This window comes from Mesorhizobium sp. M5C.F.Ca.ET.164.01.1.1 (genome assembly GCF_004792125.1).
Taxonomy (GTDB): Bacteria; Pseudomonadota; Alphaproteobacteria; order Rhizobiales; family Rhizobiaceae; genus Mesorhizobium; species Mesorhizobium wenxiniae.
In genome coordinates, this window is record NZ_SRTG01000003.1 from 117,991 (window position 1) to 132,689 (window position 14,699).

Consider the following 14,699-nt stretch of genomic DNA (forward strand, 5'->3'; position numbering starts at 1 on the left):
CGGCCAGGACGCCAAGAATGGCTCTGCTCAGCAAGCTCATTTGAATCCCGCCGGATCGATCCTAACATTGACATAGGTGATGCTCTGATTCATTCCGCCACCATGTGCGACATCATCACTCCGCAGCGGCTAACTTTGCAAGTGTGTCAGCTCCAGGACACGCGCGGCCATACCATGGCTCAGTCGCATAAGATAGATTATGGAACTGAGATGCGGTTTTGATTGCGTGCTTTCGGCCCAACCGCAATTCCTTGTTCCCTGAGCGGAACTGCGGTTGGTAGCGCTGCGTCTCCCGGGACGCACACAGGTTCCTATGCCGCTTGCGGCACGCAGGCCTCGCAGATCGCCGCGATGTGCCGGTGGTCGGTGCCGCAGCAGCCACCCAGGATTCGCATCGTCGGAAACGAAGCTGTCAGCCTGCTGTAGCGCCGCCCGAGATCGTCCGGATCGCCCGGGTCGAGCGTTTCCGATTCGTCCAGTTCGGCATGGCTTTTGGCCGAAGCATTCGCCTTCGCTCCATAGACGCGATCGAGCCAGCGCTCGCCCTTTTTCAGCGCCTGCATGAAATGCGTCGGATGGGCGCAGTTGATCATATAGTAGGCCGGCGCACCATCCGTCGCGTCGTCGACTCTGTCGATCGCCTCGCCGAGCGCCATGCCGGTCACCAGCTTCCCGTCCGTCTCCACGGTGAACGAGATCATGCAGGGCATGGCATGCACTTTGGCCGCCCGCGCCACGCCGATTGCCTCTTTGAAATTGGTGAGCGTGTAGGCCGACACCATATCGGCTTCGGTCCGCGCGAAACTCTCAATTTGCATCGCGTGATAGGCTTCCGCCTCGTTGGCATCCATCTTGCCGGCTTTGTAGCCGTCGCCGCGCGGTCCGATCGCGCCGCTGATGACGCAGGGCGTTTCGGCGGTCTCGAACTCGTTGCGCAGGTCGAGAAGAAGCTCGATCGAGGCCTCGTTGACGGCGCGTAGCGCTTCCGGCCCGTAGCCGAGCAAGGTTCCCCAATCGGGGTTGGCTCGCCACGTCGGCGTGTCGAGGATGAAGCCGGTCCCACTTCTGCGCGCAATGGTCAGATAACGGACGTAATACTCCTTGAGCTTCTGCCGGCCTTCAGGCGTTGCCATCAGCGTGAAGGAAGCAAAGTGCGGAAGGTCGAGGCCCTCGTGAAAGATGAGAGTCGTTTCCATGCCGCCATCGCTTAGGAATGTTCTGTTGGCGAGTTGCGGCAGATTCTGGCGGTACTTGGCCATGTGTGTCTCCAGTGGTAAGATAACACCGTGCCGCCCTCGTGGCGGCCGCTTCGGAATAGCCAAGTTTTAGCAGCACGTGCCGCCGGTGCGGTAGAAGGTTTGTGGTCCGGTACTCCACCGTAGCGGAAACCGCAGCAATTACAGACGAATAGCTGCGCTGGGCCGGTCGTATTGCTATCGGTGCCGATGTTGGCGGGTGTGAAAACCATACCGCCGGTACAGTAAATTTGAGGGCATTCGGTCATGCGCAAGGGTGCGGTAACGCGCGAACGTATTCTGGAGATCGCCGAGGCCTCGGTGCTCACCAAGGGGTTCGGCGCGACTTCTATCGAGGAGGTGATCGCCGGAGCCGGCATCACCAAGAGCGGCTTCTTCTATCATTTCAAAGACAAGAACGAACTCGCCCGCGCCTTGATGCTGCGCTACGTCGAGGAGAATGACCGCATCTTCGATGATGTGTTTCACCGCGGCCGGCAATTGTCCGATGATCCGTTGCAGTCGTTCCTGATCACGCTCAAGCTGCTTGCCGAGCTGATGGGCGACCTGCCGAACGGCCACCCCGGCTGCCTGATCGCGACGTTCACCTATCAGGAGCGCCTCTTCGACCGCAACGTTCGCGACATCGCCGCCGACGCCGTACGTTCCTGGAACGGGCGGTTTCGCGATGCGCTGAACGAGATCGCGACCGTTTATCCTCCCCGCAAAGGCATGGATCTCGACGACGTGGCCATCATGTTCTCCTGTGTGATCGATGGCGGCATCATCATGTCGCGGGGGCTCGGCGATCCCCGTGTCCTCGGACGCCAGATCCTCGCCTTCCGAAGCGTCGTAAAGATGCTGTTCGCGCCGGCTGCGCCCGACATCATGCTGCCACCCGCCCCCACCGCCATCGCCGCCGAATAGGGCCCGGCAAGTTCGATTCAGGCTGCGAGCGTCGCTACGACAGCCTGCGCTGCCCTAACCATTGCGTGTGGCTCGGCGGCGAACACCGCGTCGTGCGCGCCGGCCGCTGCCCATACGCGGTCGAAACCGAGCAGCGTTTTGTCGGCGAACGCCGGAATCGCGATCAGATGGCCGATCGGCGCTACGCCGCCGATGGCAAAGCCGGTCTCGTCGCGGATCTGCCGCGGATCGGCGCGCTCCAGCGGCTCGCCGGTCAGTGCGGAAGCCTTGGCTAGATCCAGCTGATTGGAGCCGGAAACCAGGAAGAGAAAGAGCTTTCCGCTAGCTTGTCCTTGGAAAACCATCGATTTGACGATCTGTGCAACGGTGCAGCCGCATTGCGCGGCGGCTTCCTCGGCGGTGCGTGTCGAGGCGCCCATGCGTCTGATTTCGATGTCGAGGCCGGCATCGGCTGCTGCTTTGGTCACACGATCGATGCTGCCAGCCATGAGAAACCGAACCTATCGTGCTGATTCAAAATTGATTTCGATCATCATACCATCATAGGCTGGCTCGACGTTGGCCGGCGTCTCCGCCATCACCGTGGCGTAGTCGAGCGGCACATGCATATGCGTCAGCACGGCCTTTTTCGGCGCAAGTTTTTCGATCCAGTCGAGTGCTTGGCCGAGCGAAAGATGGCTCGGATGCGTCCTGTATTGCAGCGCGTCGATGACCAGCATGTCCAGACCGCGCAGACGTTCGGCCGTGGCGTCGGGGAAATCGCTGATATCGGGGCAATAGGCGAGCCCGCCGATACGAAAACCAAGCGATATGATGTCGCCATGGATTTGCGGTAGCGGCTCGAGGGTGAGGGCACCCCCCTCGCCTTCGATCACCACCGGCCTGGCGTGGTCGATGATATGCGGCTCGACGATGGGCGGGTAGGAACTGCCTAGCGGTGTTTCGAAACAATAGCCGAACGCTTCCCGTAACCGCAGCATGGTGGGCTCGTCGGCGTGAATATCGATCAGATGACGCTGCTCGAGCACGAAGCCGCGCAAATCGTCGATGCCGTGGATATGGTCGGCATGCGGATGCGTATAGACGACTGCATCGATGTGCCTGACCGCTGCCAGCAGCATCTGCTCGCGGAAATCCGGCCCGGTGTCGATGACGACGGTGGTCTTGTCGCCGTTTGCCGCGATCCGCTCGACGAGCACTGCGGTGCGCATGCGCCGGTTCCGCGGATTGGCTGGGTCGCAATTGCCCCAATCGCCGGTGATGCGCGGCGTGCCCGGCGATGAGCCGCAGCCGAGAATGGTGAGGCGCAGCCGGTCGCTCATGCGTCAGGTGCTCAGCGCGCTTGGGCGCGGCATCTTCCTGAACAGCCGGAAGAAATTGTCCGTGGTAATGGCAGCGATCTCGGCCTCGCTGACGCCGATCGTTTCGGCCAGCACCTTGGCTGTATGCGCGACATAGGCAGGCTCGTTGCGCTTGCCGCGAAACGGTATCGGCGCGAGGTATGGCGCGTCGGTTTCGACCAGCAGGCGGTCACGTGGCACATCGGCGGCGATGGCGCGCAGCTCGGCCGAATTCTTGAAGGTCAGGATGCCGGAAAAGGAAACATAGCCGCCGAGCGCCACGCCGACTTCGGCCAGCCTGCGCCCGGAAGAAAAACAGTGCAGGATGAAGGGGAAGGCGCCCTTCCCTGTTTCATCCTCGAGGACATCAGCCATGTCGCTGTCGGCGTCGCGCGAATGGATGACCAGAGGCAGGCCCGTTCGACGCGCGGCGGCAATATGGGTGCGAAAACCCTGCGCCTGCGCATCGCGCGGCGCATGTTCGTAGAAGTAATCGAGCCCGGCCTCGCCGATCGCCACCACTTTGCGATGAGCAGATAGCCGGACAAGCTCCTCGACAGCCACGTCCAGCTCTTCAGCGGCGTTGTGCGGGTGGGTGCCGACAGAGCAATAGACTTCGTCGAAAGAGTCAGCAATCTCAAGTAGTTGTTGGAACCGCTTAACACGCGTCGAGATCGTCACCATGCGGCCGATTCCAGCGGCTAAGGCGCGGGCGACAATGGCCGCCCGCTCCTCTGCGAAATCCGGAAAGTCGAGATGGCAGTGACTGTCGACCAACATCAGACGCTTGGATCCGTCTGCTCGACATAGCGTGGAAACACCGGTTCCGGCGCTGGCAGAGCCGTGCCTGAAACCAGCGCGTGCCCTTCGGCGACATGCACGAAGTCGCGGCTGTCCGCCGGCACCGCCAGCAGGTCAAGCAGCTTCGCCGCCGACGTCGGGACGACGGGTTGGCAAAGGATCGCGACACGCCGGATCACCTCGGCCGTCGTCCACAGCACCGTTTCCATGCGCGCCGGATCGGTCTTCTTCAGTGCCCACGGCTCCTGCCCCGCGAAATAGCGGTTGGCTTCGGCCACCACGCCAAAGATCGCCGCCAGCGCCAGATGAATGCCCTGCTCGGCCATCGTCTTGCGTGCTGTGACAAGGGCCGCACTTGCCTGATCGAGGATCGCCTTATCGGCACCGTCCAGTTCACCGCGCATGGGCACCACGCCGCCGCAGTTCTTGGCGATCATCGACAGCGAGCGCTGCGCCAGATTGCCGAGATCGTTGGCGAGGTCGGCATTGGTGCGGTTGACGATCGCCTCGTGGCTATAGCTGCCGTCCTGGCCGAACGGCACTTCGCGCATGAAGAAATAGCGCACTTGATCGAGGCCGTAATGCTCGATCATCGCGAACGGATCGACGACATTGCCGACCGACTTCGACATTTTCTCGCCGCGGTTGAACAGAAAGCCATGCGCAAACACGCGCTTCGGCAGGTCGATCCCTGCCGACAGCAGGAAGGCCGGCCAGTAGACGGCGTGGAAGCGCACGATGTCCTTGCCGATGACGTGGAGGTTTGCCGGCCAGAAGGACCATCTGTCATTTGCCGTATCCGGATAACCGGCGGCGGTGATGTAGTTGGTCAGCGCGTCGACCCAGACATACATCACATGCTTGTCGTCGCCCGGCACCGGCACGCCCCATTTGAAAGTGGTGCGCGAGATCGACAGATCCTTCAGCCCGGATTTGACGAAGCTGATGATTTCGTTGCGCCGCTCCGCCGGTCCGACAAATTCGGGACTGTTCTCGTAGAGCGCGAGCAACCTGTCCTGATAGGCGGAAAGGCGGAAGAAATAGCTCTCTTCCTCGGTCCATTCGACGGGCGAGCCGAGCGGTTCGCGACGTATGCCGTCGTCGCCCACCTTGGTTTCGGCTTCGTCGAAATAGGCCTCCTGTCGCACCGAATACCAGCCGCTATAGCGGTCGAGGTAAATGTCGCCGTTTTCCGCCATGCGCGTCCAGATCGCCTGGCAGGCCTTGTAGTGGCGCTCCTCGGTGGTGCGAATGAAAACGTCGTTCGAACAGCCGGTCGCTTCGAGCATCGAGCGGAAGATCGCCGAATTGCGATCGGCAAGCGCCTTCGGCGTCAGGCCTTCGGCGTCCGCCGTCTGCTGCATCTTCAAGCCGTGCTCGTCGGTCCCCGAGACGAAGAAGACGTCCTTGCCGTCGAGCCGCTGGAAGCGGGCAAGCGTGTCGCTGGCGATGACATTGTAGGCATGACCGATATGCGGCTTGCCGTTCGGATAAAAAATCGGCGTCGTGAGGTAGTATTTGTCGCGTGCCATGGATGAGCCGTCATGAATGTCTGAATGAAAGATGCCGGTGAGATATCGCATCGAAACGGCGATTGCCATCCCGATGGGCCGTGTCACATTCGCATTGCAGAATTCAGGCGGTCGATCATGTTCAAGGCATGCTGCTTCTTGTCGAGATTGTAAGTGTCGGTTTCAGATATAGCGTTCAAAGCCTCGTGCCAAGTATCCGACAGCGTTTTGGCCCGCGCCAGATCGCCCGCCAGCGCGGCCTGGCTTGCCCCCGTCGAGAGCAGGTCGAGCGCACGGCGATTGAAGATATCGAACTGGATCGCCTGGTCGCGCCCGGCGACCGCCTCGGCGAGGCGATAGGCGCCGGCAACATCGCTCTTTCTTGCTGTCGCCAGGGCGTCGAGCGTCTCGGCGATCTCCAGCCCGCCATACTGCGTCAATAGAATTGCGGTGCGCGCGCTGCCCCCTGCCCGCTTGGCCAGTGCCGCGCGCGACGCGGGATCGTCCGGTGGCGGTGGTTCGACGCTCTCCAGAACCGTCATCAGGCTCTCGGCATCGAGCGGCGTCAGCCGCACCATCTGGCAGCGCGAGCGGATCGTCGGCAGCAGGCTGCCTGGCGCATGGACGATGAGGATGAACAATGTTCGTGCCGGTGGTTCTTCAAGATTCTTCAACAAAGCGTTGGCCGCATTGGTATTCATGTCGTCGGCCGGATCGACGATCACCACCCGGTAGCTGCCGTCATGCGAGGTCAGCGACAGGAATCGGCTGACCTTGCGGATCTCATCGACGGTGACGACCGTCTTGAAGCTCTTCGTCTTGTCATTCGGCGGGCGGGTCAGATGCAGCACCGAAGGATGCGCGCCGGTGGCGATCTGGCGAAACAGCGATGACGCCGGATCAGGAACGGCAAGGACTTCCGGCGCCTGTTCGGACGCCGGATGCTTCAACAGATGATGCGCAAGGTGAAAGGCGAGCGTCGCCTTGCCGATGCCGACCGGTCCGACAAAGATCAGCGCATGCGGCAGCTTCCCGGAGCGATAGGCTGACGCCAGCATGGTCGCTGCCTGGCCATGTCCAACCAGGCGCGGGGTCTCGGACGGCTCCGGAACGCCGTCCAATGTGTCGTGCTGTTCTGGTGCGATCCGTTCGAAAATCATCCCGGCGCCTGCTTCCTGTGCGCCGTTGTCATCGTCTCCAGGGCCGCGAATACGGCGGCGGTGACGACATTCTCCACTATGTCGGGGTCGGCGGACGCGTCGACGACGATGCAGCGCTCGGGTTCTGCCGCGGCGATTGCCAGAAAGGCTTCGCGGCGGCGCTGATGGATATCAAGCGTTTCCTTTTCGAAGCGGTCGGCTCCGGCATCAGTGCCCCGCCGTGCCGTGGCGCGCCGCAGTCCTTCGGCCGGATCGATATCGAAGATCAGCGTCATGTCGGGCACCATGCCGTTGATGGCGACCTTTTCCAGCGCGCCCATGAACACCGGGTCGAGGCCGCCGGTGACGCCCTGGTAGACGCGCGAGGAGTCCATGAAGCGATCGCAAAGCACGATCGAGCCGCGTTCGACCGCCGGCCGGATGACCTGCTCGACATGGTCGGAACGCGCAGCGGCGAAAAGCAGCGCCTCCATCCTGGGGCCGAATGGCTCGGCAGCGCCGGAAAGCAGGACATGCCTGACCGCCTCTGCGCCCGGTGAGCCACCCGGTTCACGCGTGACAAGGACATCGTATTTCTTGGCGCGCATCTTCCTGGCCAGCCGCTCGATCTGCGTCGACTTGCCTGCCCCTTCTCCGCCTTCGAAGGTGATGAAAAATCCGTACGCCAAACCCTTTATCCATGCTGCGGGACCGTATTAGTCCTGACTTGAGAAAAGGTCCACGACATGGATGCTAACGCAGCCAGCCGACGGCCAGTTCCTTGGCGGCATCGAGCGCCCGTTGCGGCAGCGAGCCGACGCCTACCGACTCGGCCGCGAAAAGCGGCGTCTCCTGGCTCAGCGTATCACCGATCCAGACCCGCAGCGCACCCACTGGTTGCCCCTCTTCCACCGGGGCTGCAACCGGCCCGTCATAGACGATCTTGGCGGTCAGCTTGTCGCGGTTGGCGATGGGCAGGAAGATGACCACCGGCGCTTTTGCCTTCAGCGCCACGCCGGATTTCGCACCGCCGAAAACCTGGGCCTCGCCGACCACCTCGTCCTTGGCGAAAATCTCGGTCTTCTGGAAGGAACGAAGGCCCCAGTCGAGCAGCTTTCGCGCTTCCTCGGCGCGCTCGCGGTCGCTTGCCAGGCCGCTCATCGCCGCAATGACCCGCCTGCCACCGTGGCTGACCGAGCCGACGACGCCGAAGCCTGATGCCTCGCTCCTGCCGATCGCCAGGCCATCCGCACCGATATCCATCGCCAGCAGCGGGTTGCGGTTCCTTTGGGTTATCTTGTTCCAGGTGAAATCCTTCTGGCCGTAATAGCGATAGAGGTCCGGGTACGAGCGCCAGATATGCAGGGCCAAAAGCGCAAGCTCTCGAACCGTCGTTTGCTGACCGTCGGCCGGCAGACCGGTTGAATTGACGAATGTCGACTTCTCAAGGCCAACCTGCCTTGCGCGCTCGGTCATCTCAGTCGCGAAATTCGCCTCCGAGCCCGCAAAACCTTCGGCGATGATGATGCAGCCGTCATTGGCGGCCTGAACCGTCACGCCCTGGATCAGGTCTTCAAGCCGGATCGTTGACTTCAGTTTGGCAAACATTGTCGACGTCCCGGATGGCGCCCCGCCCGTGCGCCATGCGTTTTCACTCACCACGAATGTGTCGTCGAGCGTCACGCGCCCCGATTTGATGGCGTTGAACACCACCTCCATCGTCATCAGCTTGGCCAGCGAGGCCGGCTGAATCGGCCTGGCAGCATCCTTGGAAAACAGCACCGTTCCGGTTTCGGCATCGATCATGAAGGCCTGCGCGGCCTTCGTCTCGAAAAGCTGCGCCGCGGCCGGAGTCAGCGAAAGCAGCAGGAGGCCAAAACCCAGAAGCCCGGCGAGAGGCGCGGCGAAGCGAGATTTCATGAGAAGTTCGACCTGTCAGCCGGCATTTTTGGGCAAGCTCTATCAGGCTTTGTCCCGGCCGATCAACCGCGCGATGGACAGCTGGGCAAAACTTCAGGTTTTGCCGGTCAGTTCCGAACTACGAGAGCGTCCGGTGCGCCATGCGACCATGCCGCCTGCAGCATTTCGTCAAGGCTGCCATGGCCGTCCGGATAGAGATTGACCGAGTACCAATCCTCGCCCTCGAATTCGGAACGCTGGATTTCGGTCTTGCCGAAGCTGGAGAGCCGGGCTGCCACACGCTGCGCCTCGGCGGCATCCTCGAACGAGCCCGCCGCGATATAGTCCTCCGTGGGCGAACCGGCCGGAGGAGCTTGCCGCTTCCACGATCGGAGGATTTCGGCAGGCGACATGCCGGCGCCATCCAGCGCAGCAAAGACATGGGAGGCGCGCTGCACGCGTTCATCCGCGTAGGACAGCGACGCTACGCTGAACGGCGATTGCGCCGGCAGATTGATCTGCGGGCGTTCGGGCACGATCGGCCCGAAATCGGGCAGCGTCACATTGCCGAAGGCTGGCGCCTGCGCCGCAATGACCGGCTGTGATGATGCGGAATTCGTCAACTGACCGGGAAATGGAGCGGCGGCCGCGCCCACCGCCCTGCTCGGCGATGGCCCATTCATGGCGATCATGACACCGGTCGGCAAGCCTTCCGACGGATCCGGCACCCTGTTGCCTGGATTGTAGGAGGTCATCAAATACTGATCGTCATTGCCGTCGAGCGGCGCCCGACCGACATATTCGACCTTCACCTTGGCCGTGCCAATATTGGCATAGTCGAGCATTTCGGCGGCGCGCCTCGAAACATCGATGATGCGCCCGTCATGGTAAGGGCCGCGGTCGTTGACGCGCACGATGACCGAGCTGCCGGTCTTCAGATTGGTGACGCGCGCATAGCTCGGTAGCGGCATTGTTGGATGCGCGCCGGTCAGATGTGTCATGTCGTAGACTTCGCCGTTGGCGGTCAGCCTGCCGTGGAAGGCTTCGCCATACCAGGAGGCGAGACCCATCTTGGCATAGCGCTTGTCTTCTTTCGGGTAATACCACTTGCCGCGCACCTGATAGGGCTTGCCGAGCTGGTCGCGTCCGCCGCCACGCTGCAGGCCGGATTTCTTGAAGGTAACGCGCGGGCTGGCCTTTACGCCATATTCGGATTCGGCAAAATATTCCTTGGAGCGAGGCTTCGTGTTGACCATCGCCTTGGGCTGTGGCTGGCCGGCGCAAGCCGCCAGCAAGGCAGCCGACAGGGCAAACAACGTGAAAGCGCAAGCGCGACGAAGATGCGGGCGCGCCGTGCTCTGCATGTTTCGATTGTCCCCCCTTAACAGGCACCGAAACTCGACTGTCGACAGGCCTAAAAACCCCTCGACAATTGCCAGCGCCACCCTGATTCGCTATCCCTTTTGCGCAGGAATTGTTTATCAGCCTATTAACCGATTATGGTCGGAACCGGGCGAGATTGTGGCACAAACGGTCCCAGGCGATCGCTGTGAAAAACCGCTGCTTTTCGATCGTCGGCGCCGTGCTGTTCGCCCCGCTTCAGCCCTGCCGTCAAGCGTCCATGTTCTGCCGTTGGCGCGAATGGGCCACGGCCGGTTGACAGGACTTCATCGGGCGCACTAGAGCAATGCAGCGCGAACAATCTCCGGGTAGCGCGGCAGTGCCAACAGGCACGAGTGAGATCAGGACGAGCATCCAAGTGGTTAAAAAATCACGTGGAGGGATGGCCGAGCAGTTTAAGGCACCGGTCTTGAAATTCGGTTGCAGGCGTCCCTGGCTATCCCGATGCATCCCGGCAAGTCGTTGCCTGTCAAGGGTTTGCGGGCAATCGAGCGACGTGGGTGTTAGGCTGTCCTGTTCCGTACCGTAGCGTTGCGTTGCAAAAAACGTAGCAGCTTATTCACCTGCCGTTCTCACCATGGAAAAAGGCCCCAAAGCCGCCGGGCCAAATTCACCGGCTCCGTCACCGAGCGGCTTCTTTCTCGACGTCTACGTCGTCGGGAGATTTTTTGAGGACTGGGCGAAGCCAATCGCTCTGCATTTCCTTGATATCATCCGGCATATTGGGCCGTCCACTCCCACGGATGAAGAGGCCGCGGCCCAGCGGCTTTCTCGGGCCCGTCGCTCAAGCCGCTTTTGCTCCCGCTCGATCTTGTCCAGATGGGCATGGGCAACCTGCATTTCCTCGTCGAGCCGGAACAGCTCGGCGTCGGGATGACGCTCGCTTGCGACGGCTGGCACGGCGCCCGCGACCAACGCGGCAACAGTGCCGGCCAGGATGCGGCGGCGGCGGCGCCGGTGTGAGGCTGAGGAAGCAGTGAGCGGCGCTATTTCAGGCCGAACTGCGCCTTAGACACCATGGCGCCGTTCTGGAACATCGCATTCATGTTCCCACCGAAGCCGTTGCCGTCCCACATGTACATCACGGTCTCATAGCCGCCGAACTCGCTGCTGCTCAGCTCTTCGCCTTCGCACCCAAGGATGCGTATGGCATGCTGATAGCTCATTCCGTTTCGCAGGGCATTGTATTGGCTCTTCGTGACGGAACAGTCGGATGCGACCGCTGGCGAAACGCAATGGCCGCGAGCGCAATGGCCAAACCAAGCCGGCTCATCGCACATCCTCCGTGATCAGGATCTTCTTACCCCTGGTCATCAATGTAAACAGACCAAGGATGATATCGCCAGCTACCCAGAAGAAGACAAGCATGCTGGTGCCTATTGCTGCCCCGATGGCGCCGCCTGCCTTCTCAGCTTGGCTGCCCTGATCGAGCATGCCGCCGATCTTCGACCAGTAGGAGAAGAGCCAGAGCACCATAAGTATGTTGAAGATGATGAATAGCCATTTGAATATATGGCCAAAGAACCCGCGCTTGCGGATTTGCGCTGAACTACTGGCATTTTTAAAGAAACCCCCGTCTCCTCCACTTGGCTATGAAAGCATGGGATCGGCGGGCTGTCCAATGGTGAAAATTATGCGGGTAGTCATCTTCAGCAGTTCGTCGTCGTTTGGTCTATAAATCGAAAACGGAAACTCCCTGATGCCTGCCACACCAAGACCATGCCCATTCGATCACCCGATCCGCCGCGGCTCGGATGTCGAGCCGATCAACAGCCACTTCCATGTCGTCTGCCGTGACTGCGCAGCACAGGGGCCGGAGCGGGACATTTGGGCGGAAGCACTCGGAAGCTTGGAATGCACGCCGTAAGGGCGATGGCCACTCCTGAAATCGCAGGGAAATCGCTCACAATGGGCATTTTGGAAGCGTTTTGCCGGCGTTTTCCTAAGCCCCACAACGCCGCACATATTAGGCCCCGCTTTAGACTGGTCGCGCTATGGGACGGCCGAGCGCACCTACATCAAGGTTTGGAGAAGGCCAACTGTCGGTCTAGCTTTGCAGACCGGGCCGGATGCTGTTTCCTCGAGGATTGCGATGATCGTTCATTTAGTAGACGGCACATACGAACTGTTTCGCCACTTCTATGGCCAACGCCGGTTCAACAACGGCCAAGACAAGCCGTTTGGCGCCGTTGTCGGCGTGCTGAACACAGTGTTGGAGATGATCGAGAATGGCGCCACACATATTGGGGTGGCTACCGATCATGTAGTCGAATCGTTCAGAAATCAGCTCTGGCCTGCCTACAAGACCGGGGATGGCATCGAGCCGACATTGCTCGCGCAGTTTCACCCCCTCGAGAGAGCCCTGGCGGCGATGGGAGTGGCGGTCTGGCCGATGATCGAGCTGGAAGCCGACGACGCGCTGGCATCCGCGGCACACAGCGCGGCTGCCGATGATGGCGTGCAGAAGGTGTGCATCTGGACGCCGGACAAGGATCTCGCGCAGTGTGTGCGCGGTGATCATGTGGTCCAGGTAGACCGCAGGACGCAGAAAATTCGCGATGCCACCGGCGTGCGCGAGAAGTTCGGAGTTGAACCGGCCCTGATTCCAGATTTCCTCGCGCTCGTGGGTGATGCCGCCGATGGCTACCCCGGTCTCGAAGGCATCGGCCTGGTGTCAGCCGCCCGGCTGCTTGGCCGATACGGCCCTCTTGAAAGCTTTCCGCCTGAAGCCCTCGGCAAGCGTAGAGAGCTCGCGCTTTTGTTCAAAAATCTGGCGACGCTGCGCATGGACGCTCAGCTGTTCGATAACGTCGAAGAGCTGCGCTGGCACGGCCCGACCAAAGAGTTCGAGACGTGCGTGACCCAGCTAAATGACACCCGGCTCCTCGCACGTGCGCTCAAGGCTCGCCGTAACTGACTTCGGAGGCGAGGTCTGGAAGCGGCCTTTGGAAATGCCGCTGACTCAGCAGGAACTTGCTGACACCATGGGAATGTCATTGGTCCATATTGAAAAGCTCCCTCCTTGTTCTGGAAGGTGCTCAGGCAGGATCGCGCTGCCGTCCACGACGTGCCAGCCGCGCATGGCCGCGCCGGGTGTAGAAGCGAATGCCGTCCTCGTCCTTGATTGCCTGGGTGCGGAAGCCGTCGAATTGGACCTCATGGATCCAGGCATCGGCCTTCCGGAGGCTTGTCGACCAGGGTTGGTATGGCGGTTCGATGAACTGCAACCGGCCATCGCCGGAACTCTTACGCATACTGAAACCCCACACCACATACGCGGACTCAAGCCGCCAAATCGGTTTCAGTTTCCGGAACATTTTAGACAAATTGCATGTTTGAAAGGTTATGGCGAAGAAGCGACTGCCGAGCCGCGGGTAACGCTATGGAGAAAGCCCGCGCCTCTGGCGGAGAGCGCGGGCCCGATCGGGTTGCGGCCCGATCTACAGCGGGCACCGGGGGGCCGTGCCCACTGGTCACAGACAATCATTAGGATTTGCTGAAGTTCCACTTTGGAAATCGGCGCGGCCGGAACAAACGGGATCGACCTCGAAGTGGCCAAGGCCAGACAGGGTGTAAAACGAGCCGAGAACTCTCTGAAGCGCGCGAATGAGTTGCTAGACGAGGACGGTGGCGACGCCGTTAATCTCGCGTTGTGCGGCCGGATAAGGGCCGAGCAAAGGCGCGTGATCGATGCCAGAGAGCGTCTGACGAAGATCGATCCGAACAGCACGGACAACTAGAGACATGTCTGCACAAAAGGAAGACTATCGAACGAACAGAGCCGACTACGCGATTGCCGCGAAGCATGGCCGAGCGGCCGCTAATGGAAATCGCGATAAACTGCTGGCAAGAAAAAAGAGGTTGCTGTTGGTAAGGATCGGCGATCTGCAAGGCTGATTGCAAATGCATCGGAAAGCGCGGCGGAACCGAAAGCCAGTACGCGCGGTTAGCGCGGCTGGACCCATTACTACGAACGCTCGACGGCAAATGTCGGCGCGTCATCTCCCTCCCGGCCTGGAGAAATTCGACGACGGCAAAGTGAAGCCCTGGCCCTGCCATAAGCGTTCACCGGCGCGCGCTTCAGGCGGGCGCTCGTGGATAAAACCGTTCCCGGGTCGAAATGCACAATGGCATTAAGGATGGTGCGGTAGAAATTGTCTACTTCCTCGTCGATCTCTTCACGCCTGATGCCCACGGACTTCGCGTCGGCAAACAGCTTGTGCGTCAGCTCATTGATCGAAATCACATCCGGCCGGGCCGTTTTAGGAACGCTGTTCGCAATCCACTTGTGCAGGAAGGTGATGCCGCGTGCGCTCATTTGGGCATAAGCTACCGAATGGACATTAGTTCCAGCTTGAACACGAACAACAGAGCGGATGAATGAATTTCGGAACAAAGAGGAACAAGGCGCTATGTCGCAAGTTGGGTTCCGTAGTGGGAAGGAAC

At 60.9% G+C, this 14,699-nt stretch carries 16 protein-coding genes and 1 pseudogene; 4 read left to right on the top strand and 13 right to left on the bottom strand.

Annotated features, from left to right (window positions below; translation table 11 throughout):
* Positions 1–311: 311 nt before the first annotated feature.
* Complete coding sequence (locus tag EN807_RS21485; protein ID WP_135936575.1) at positions 312–1,259, bottom strand: homocysteine S-methyltransferase family protein; 948 nt, start codon at positions 1,257–1,259, stop codon at positions 312–314.
* Between the two features lie 243 nt (positions 1,260–1,502).
* Between EN807_RS21485 and EN807_RS21490 the strand changes: the two genes are divergently transcribed.
* Positions 1,503–2,162, top strand: a complete 660-nt coding sequence (locus EN807_RS21490) for a TetR/AcrR family transcriptional regulator (protein ID WP_135936576.1) — start codon at positions 1,503–1,505, stop codon at positions 2,160–2,162.
* A gap of 17 nt (positions 2,163–2,179) precedes the next feature.
* On the opposite strand, the gene EN807_RS21495 is transcribed toward EN807_RS21490, so the two are convergent.
* From EN807_RS21495 to EN807_RS21530, 8 genes are all read right to left on the bottom strand, one after another.
* On the bottom strand, positions 2,180–2,650 hold the full coding sequence (locus tag EN807_RS21495; RefSeq protein ID WP_135936577.1) for a YbaK/EbsC family protein: 471 nt from the start codon (positions 2,648–2,650) through the stop codon (positions 2,180–2,182).
* Positions 2,651–2,662: 12 nt separating this feature from the next.
* Positions 2,663–3,484: an MBL fold metallo-hydrolase gene (locus EN807_RS21500; RefSeq protein ID WP_135936578.1), complete on the bottom strand. Its 822-nt coding sequence runs from the start codon at positions 3,482–3,484 to the stop codon at positions 2,663–2,665.
* A 3-nt stretch (positions 3,485–3,487) separates the two neighbouring features.
* Positions 3,488–4,282 (bottom strand): TatD family hydrolase, encoded by a 795-nt coding sequence (locus tag EN807_RS21505; RefSeq protein ID WP_135936579.1) that lies wholly within the window; start codon positions 4,280–4,282, stop codon positions 3,488–3,490.
* Positions 4,282–5,835, bottom strand: coding sequence for a methionine--tRNA ligase (gene metG / locus EN807_RS21510; RefSeq protein ID WP_135936735.1), 1,554 nt, complete (start codon positions 5,833–5,835; stop codon positions 4,282–4,284). The genes EN807_RS21505 and metG overlap by 1 nt, the downstream gene beginning before the upstream one ends.
* Before the next feature lie 83 nt (positions 5,836–5,918).
* On the bottom strand, positions 5,919–6,974 hold the full coding sequence (locus tag EN807_RS21515; protein ID WP_135936580.1) for a DNA polymerase III subunit delta': 1,056 nt from the start codon (positions 6,972–6,974) through the stop codon (positions 5,919–5,921).
* Positions 6,971–7,642, bottom strand: coding sequence for a dTMP kinase (gene tmk, locus EN807_RS21520; RefSeq protein WP_135936581.1), 672 nt, complete (start codon positions 7,640–7,642; stop codon positions 6,971–6,973). Before tmk ends, EN807_RS21515 begins: the two co-directional genes overlap by 4 nt.
* A gap of 64 nt (positions 7,643–7,706) precedes the next feature.
* Positions 7,707–8,873: a D-alanyl-D-alanine carboxypeptidase family protein gene (locus tag EN807_RS21525; protein ID WP_135936582.1), complete on the bottom strand. Its 1,167-nt coding sequence runs from the start codon at positions 8,871–8,873 to the stop codon at positions 7,707–7,709.
* A gap of 107 nt (positions 8,874–8,980) precedes the next feature.
* A complete protein-coding gene (locus tag EN807_RS21530) occupies positions 8,981–10,216 on the bottom strand; it encodes a septal ring lytic transglycosylase RlpA family protein (RefSeq protein WP_135936583.1) in 1,236 nt (411 codons plus the stop codon).
* An 832-nt stretch (positions 10,217–11,048) separates the two neighbouring features.
* Between EN807_RS21530 and EN807_RS35635 the strand changes: the two genes are divergently transcribed.
* Complete coding sequence (locus tag EN807_RS35635) at positions 11,049–11,216, top strand: hypothetical protein (RefSeq protein ID WP_189522530.1); 168 nt, start codon at positions 11,049–11,051, stop codon at positions 11,214–11,216.
* Positions 11,217–11,239: 23 nt separating this feature from the next.
* Here the strand turns inward: EN807_RS35635 and EN807_RS37470 are convergent, their stop codons facing one another.
* Together EN807_RS37470 and EN807_RS21540 are read right to left on the bottom strand one after the other, a co-directional pair.
* The gene (locus EN807_RS37470; RefSeq protein ID WP_135936584.1) at positions 11,240–11,533 is read right to left on the bottom strand and encodes a DUF3862 domain-containing protein; all 294 of its coding nucleotides are present in this window, start codon (positions 11,531–11,533) and stop codon (positions 11,240–11,242) included.
* Positions 11,523–11,729 carry a hypothetical protein gene (locus EN807_RS21540; protein WP_135936585.1) on the bottom strand — a complete coding sequence of 69 codons (207 nt, stop codon included), beginning with the start codon at positions 11,727–11,729 and terminating at the stop codon, positions 11,523–11,525. The genes EN807_RS37470 and EN807_RS21540 overlap by 11 nt, the downstream gene beginning before the upstream one ends.
* Positions 11,730–12,345: 616 nt before the next feature.
* Between EN807_RS21540 and EN807_RS21545 the strand changes: the two genes are divergently transcribed.
* Complete coding sequence (locus EN807_RS21545; RefSeq protein ID WP_135936586.1) at positions 12,346–13,170, top strand: 5'-3' exonuclease H3TH domain-containing protein; 825 nt, start codon at positions 12,346–12,348, stop codon at positions 13,168–13,170.
* 121 nt (positions 13,171–13,291) lie between these two features.
* Here EN807_RS21545 and EN807_RS35640 read toward each other — a convergent pair whose 3' ends face one another.
* Positions 13,292–13,507 (bottom strand): hypothetical protein, encoded by a 216-nt coding sequence (locus EN807_RS35640; RefSeq protein WP_189522531.1) that lies wholly within the window; start codon positions 13,505–13,507, stop codon positions 13,292–13,294.
* 255 nt (positions 13,508–13,762) lie between these two features.
* On the opposite strand from EN807_RS35640, the gene EN807_RS21555 reads away from it, so the two are divergent.
* Positions 13,763–13,993, top strand: coding sequence for a hypothetical protein (locus EN807_RS21555; RefSeq protein ID WP_135936587.1), 231 nt, complete (start codon positions 13,763–13,765; stop codon positions 13,991–13,993).
* Between the two features lie 368 nt (positions 13,994–14,361).
* Here the strand turns inward: EN807_RS21555 and EN807_RS36710 are convergent.
* Positions 14,362–14,571, bottom strand: a pseudogene (locus EN807_RS36710) (hypothetical protein); the annotation flags it as partial.
* Between the last annotated feature and the right edge of the window lie 128 nt (positions 14,572–14,699).